This window comes from Marinobacterium ramblicola (assembly GCF_019084545.1).
Lineage (GTDB): Bacteria > Pseudomonadota > Gammaproteobacteria > Pseudomonadales > Balneatricaceae > Marinobacterium_D > Marinobacterium_D ramblicola.
In genome coordinates this window covers 1-4,360 of record NZ_JAHREP010000055.1, presented here as the reverse complement: position 1 = coordinate 4,360, position 4,360 = coordinate 1, and the positions used below count along the sequence as shown (strand labels likewise).

Genomic DNA, 4,360 nt, shown 5'->3' with positions numbered 1-4,360 from the left:
AGTCGGTTTATTGATGCCTCGGTGGAGGGGACATCTCAAGTTGCGATTTTGGGGACTTTAGCAACCGGCACTGACAACTAATCCAATCTACCGAATTTCAATACAGCATACGTGATTGTTACCGATACTCCCCAGTTGGTCGTCCAACTCTTCCCGGCCTCACACGCCTTTTTAAATTACCCTCTATCTGTTCCTTAAAGCGCTCATTACCCAACGCCAGCCCCTTGTTAACGGAATCCTGAATATCCGCAAGCGCTTCTCGATTCAGATGGGCGTTGAATAATGCACGATAGTTTGCCAAGCGTTCATCTTCTGTCTTGCCAAGGCAGAGATATTGCCCATGAGGTGTCAGAAGATCTGACTTAACACCCAAAGCGTTGCACCGATAGCTCGACCAAACATAGTCGGATGGATCTGAAACCATGCCTGCGCGCACTGGGTTCAGCTCAATATAGCGATAACACTGAAGAAGGTACTCTTCTATTTGCACCAAGCAGGATTTAAATCGCCCTTCCCACAGGGTACCGGAACGCCGATAGGTATGATTGAAATAGCGGACATACTGCCTGCCAAGCGATTGCATCAAACGCGAAGCGCCACCCTCCTCCATGGAAGTAGCCAGGAGATGCACGTGATTGGTCATAAAAACCCAAGCATGAATCTGTACAGAATATTTTTGGGAAAGCTCTTTCAGCCAGTGCGCATAAGCCGCCAAGTCTTCATCCGAATTGAAGCAAACCTGGCGGTTATTACCGCGCTGGGTGACTGCTGCGGATCTTTTCCAGCACGACCAGAAGAAAAACAGGCAGGCGAATAGACTCCGGTAGGCCATAAGGAGTAACGCCTTGCATACTGCATGACTGAGCAGGGGATTCGATTATTCCCTTTACAAGGGTCGGTTAATGGGTGACCCAATTATACGCCTGAACGGTCGCACCCCGGCAGAGGTCTGGTGCGGCAGGGATATCTTCAAGACCGGTTATCGGAAGGCCTATTTTTACACGGCCTGGGAAGGGTTGTTGCGAGGTTACTACCTGCCCCCATGACGCCTCGACCTGAATTCCAACTGGTGTAAAGAAAAAATGGGCACGCTCCAGGCAGCTTTGCGCGTGAACAGATGAAAAAGCAGAGAAATATCAATGCTCGCTGGTGATTTGCAGGGCAACTGAGCGAAATTTTGAGACAAATCGGCCGAACTCATAAAATATTCAGCCGATTTTTCTTGAAAAAAGCCCTGTTTTTGATGAGCGAACCCCATTTTTACATTTTACGGGACAACATCCGGACGGGACAACGGGACACCTCGACAACAGTTCAGGCTAATCCTTATATCCACGAATAATTTCTTCAATCTGGTCATAGTATGGCTTGAGTTGTTTTTTGCTTATGTATTGATCAGAAGATTGTAGTACATCCAAAGTAGCATACGCATCTTTTTCCCGCCCAAGATATGCTAATGACTGTGCTGCTAAAATCATAATGTTCGGTTCGCTCTTAAATCTCGGCTCCAAATTTATAGCAGCTTCCACGGACTTTGCTACTGTTTCATAGTCACGCAGCCCCCACGAAGAAACTGCTAAAACATAAAATCCAGCGCCATTCATTTCCTTACGCAACGATTCACGCGCCATTTCAACCCCTTGCGTATAATCGCCGACATTCCATGCAATTTGAGACTTTGTATGGTATCCCAACCACCAATTTGGGTATTCCTGCACAGCACGATCAGCCCAAAAATTAGCCTCGCTATAGTCGTGCTTGTTTATATATGCCAAAGCCATACCGATATAAAGTCGTGGATAAGGCGGTGAAATTTTCAGACCATCTTCGTATGCCAAGATCGCCTTATCGTATTCTGTCGTGTTATCGAGGTATAGTGTGCCAAGTTGATATTCATATTGCCCGCCGACACCGGAATACTCGTTTCTTTTTCCACGCCAATAGTTAATTGCCTCATCGGCCTTACCTTGCAACGCAAGCAATTTTGCATGCTCTATGTCACGAACAAATTCTTCCTTATCAAATGCCATCACAACCGTTCCGAACATCATCATAATGATAAATAGCACACACCTTAACACGAAACAAAACCTCCACATAGAAATCCGTTTTCGCCCTACTTAAAGAGTTCATCATATTTTGAGCGAACCCACTTCGTATTATCATCAATCCATTGCTGGTTAAACTTTACCTCTAGCGTTCCTTTCAGACTACCACCTACTAAAGGTGTCAAGCCAGCACCCGCAGTCAACTTCCAGCTGCCTGTTTGAGTTTGTCTAATTCCGCCTTCTAGTTTCCCTCCGATACCTACCACATTAATTTCTCCATGGCCAGAAGCAGACATATCAAATGGGCCAACACTATATTCGTTTGACTTAAAATCACCAGAATACTGGATTGCCACCGCTTGCGCTTTCGCGCCAGCGGAAATATTAACTCTGTCTACACTGCCAGAGGCATATTTGGCGGGACCTATCACAAAATTGGCATTCGCACCTGCTTCTCCAACCGTCTGTCCCGAAACTTTAACAGTTCCAACCCCAACACCAAAGTCCTCCTCGAAGTATTTGGTTTGGGCGAGAGCGTTAGCTGATATGTTCGCATTAATACCATCCTTATTTACAACAAAGCCCCCCTTCAATGCTGCTGCGTTTTCAAAAGTAATCCCGATGCTGTTTGTATATGAATTTCCAGTTTCAAAGAAAGTCATTTCAGCCACTTTCACTTCAAGACCACTATCAAAGGCCCGTGACTTACTTAGCTCACGAGAATCGAACGGAGAGCGCGTAATCTGACCTCCCTTACCCCCTTCATCACTAAATATTCTTTGATAAAGTGGCGACTTTCCATTTCTACCATTCATAGTGACGTATCGACTATTTAGGCTTGGGTCGGCGACACCCCCTTCTGCGTATTTTTCTGGATTAAGTTGAGGATCAGCGCTACCAGCCCCACCTAGTTCCGCCTGTGTTTGTCGCTGAGATAATACTTCCCCATAGTCAGCATACCCAACCGGCGGCTTGCGAAGCGTTTGGCCTGCAATGATCAGATCAGGGTTATCGATATTGTTGTAGGCAGCCAGTTCCTCGACCGTCGAACCTAGCCCCTGCGCAATCGTGGAGAGATTGTCGCCCTCGCCAATCTTGTAGGAGACGCTTCCGGATTCATCAATGGTTACCCCCTCCGGATGGAATCCTCTCGCACGGCCTTCTGGCAGAGGATCTGGGCGAATAATCACTTCCTCAAACGCTGCGAAATCAGCTTTCTCTACTCCAGCCCCTGTTGGTGCCTGAGCCATCTGCTGGTTGATCCGCTCGATCTCATCCGGATCGTTGGCAACCAACACGCCCATCCTATTATCCGGCTTCGCCAGGATACTGCCGGCCAGTTCATCACTGGCCACACCTTGCATCTGGGCATCCATCACGCTTAGGCGGGTGGCGTTTCTCAGGTAGGTATCGAAGTCCTTGCCCACCTCACTTTGCAGCCAACCCAATGCCGCGTCCTTGTCGTATAGGCTCATAGCACCACCAATCGCAGCATTGAGTCCCTGTTGGGCCAGATGCTTCTTGAGTGGGTCCGCTATGTTGTCAATGCCCAATCCCGAAGTGAGAGCGGTATCCAGGGTCCCGCCTACCGCTGCAACCCAATCACCCGGTTGCAATTGTCCATCGTTACGGACCGAGGTTTCGGCTAGTTGCACCCAAGGCGTCGCGTACTCCAATGCGGTTTGATATTGGCTCAGCGTTTGGATCTGTTGTAGATATTGCGCCCCTTCTGCTGTATTGGCTCCAACTCTGTTCAGGTTACCCATAGCCTCTGCCTGCCCTGCTTCCAGCGCCCCGCCTATACCTGCAGCGGCCAGACTGGTCCAGCTGGTGATCTTGCCATTCAGGATCAGTTGTTTGGAGGCAACACTGGCCACGCGTAGCGCTGCAGTTGCAACTTTGGCGTACTGCAGGGTTTTCCCTGCCTGGGCTAGTTTGCCAGCGGTACCCGCAACAACCCCGGCACCTGCCGAGAACGCCGCGCTAACCGCATCGGCCGCCACCTGTTTCCAACTGAACTCGTCCTGGTAACCCAGGCCGATCAGGATGCCTTGGGATACAACCGATGCAACGGCGGCGGTAATCGCTGCCGATGCGATGTACGCACCTGTCGCACCAAGCGTGGTTTGCAGCGCTGCAAATAGCTGGGGCTGCAACGTATAGAAGGCAATAATGGCGACCACGATAGTGATAATAATCGCCAGGAACCCGCCACATCCCCCATCATCCGGATCGGACTTCAAGTTCGGCAGCGTGGAGCCGATGATGTCGCCTTCGTCGTACACCACGTGGGTGTCGGCGGTCAGGCGGCC

General features: G+C 49.6%; 4 protein-coding genes. 1 reads left to right on the top strand and 3 read right to left on the bottom strand.

The genetic code is table 11. From position 1 onward, the window contains the following. Positions 1 to 118: 118 nt before the first annotated feature. Positions 119 to 832, bottom strand: coding sequence for a transposase (locus tag KQ940_RS22490; protein WP_246590270.1), 714 nt, complete (start codon positions 830 to 832; stop codon positions 119 to 121). Positions 833 to 902: 70 nt separating this feature from the next. On the opposite strand from KQ940_RS22490, the gene KQ940_RS22485 reads away from it, so the two are divergent. After that, on the top strand, positions 903 to 1,046 hold the full coding sequence (locus KQ940_RS22485) for a hypothetical protein (protein ID WP_217416889.1): 144 nt from the start codon (positions 903 to 905) through the stop codon (positions 1,044 to 1,046). A gap of 273 nt (positions 1,047 to 1,319) precedes the next feature. Here KQ940_RS22485 and KQ940_RS22480 read toward each other — a convergent pair whose 3' ends face one another. Further along, the gene (locus KQ940_RS22480; RefSeq protein ID WP_217416888.1) at positions 1,320 to 2,030 is read right to left on the bottom strand and encodes a tetratricopeptide repeat protein; all 711 of its coding nucleotides are present in this window, start codon (positions 2,028 to 2,030) and stop codon (positions 1,320 to 1,322) included. Positions 2,031 to 2,116: 86 nt separating this feature from the next. Then, a partial coding sequence (locus tag KQ940_RS22475) for a LysM peptidoglycan-binding domain-containing protein (protein ID WP_217416887.1) occupies positions 2,117 to 4,360 on the bottom strand: 2,244 nt, incomplete at its 5' end.